Genomic DNA, 691 nt, shown 5'->3' with positions numbered 1-691 from the left:
TGGAAACATAGCCCATCGCCACCGGTCCGCCGACCGTGGGGCCAAATACGCCCGAGGTGATCTGACCGATCGTATTGCCCTCGGCGCACTGGATTTCCACGCCCTGACGCGCTGGAGCGCGGCCATCGGGCTTGATGCCAACCAGCTTTTTAGCAGGGCCTTCGGCCAGTTCCTTCTGCACGCGGTCTGCGCCCGGAAAGCCGCCTTCTTCCTTGCGGCGCTTCTGGATCGCCCAGCCGAGGCTGGCCTCAATCGGCGAGGTGCTCTGGTCGATGTCATTGCCATAGAGGCACAGACCCGCCTCCAGCCGCAGGCTGTCGCGCGCGCCCAGACCGGCCGCTTCGCAATCCTCATGCGCCAGGAAGGCTTTCGACACTTCGATCGCCTTGTCCTCGGGGATCGAGATCTCGTACCCGTCCTCGCCGGTATACCCCAGACGCGAGATGCGGCAGTCTACGCCGTTGATCGGGGCCTCAGTGGTTTCCATGAACTTCAGGTCGCGGGCGGCAGGGCAAAGATCACCCACAACGTTTTCCGCCGCCGGGCCCTGCACCGCCACCAGCGCGCGGTCGAAGATCTCGATCACTTCGACGCCGTCTAGATTGTCCCGCATATGCGGAATGTCCTGATGGCGCAGCGCCGCATTCACCACCACGAAATAGTAATCGCCCGCATTCGACACGATCAAATC

Annotated in this window: 1 protein-coding gene; it reads right to left on the bottom strand. The window is 63.1% G+C overall.

The window, feature by feature from the left end; translation table 11 throughout:
• Positions 1-691: glycine cleavage T C-terminal barrel domain-containing protein (locus tag RUA4292_RS14755; RefSeq protein ID WP_306346069.1), on the bottom strand; the 691-nt coding region annotated here is incomplete at both ends.

The sequence above is a fragment of the Ruegeria atlantica genome (assembly GCF_001458195.1).
Classification (GTDB): domain Bacteria; phylum Pseudomonadota; class Alphaproteobacteria; order Rhodobacterales; family Rhodobacteraceae; genus Ruegeria; species Ruegeria atlantica.
This window is presented reverse-complemented; position numbering and strand designations above follow the sequence as displayed.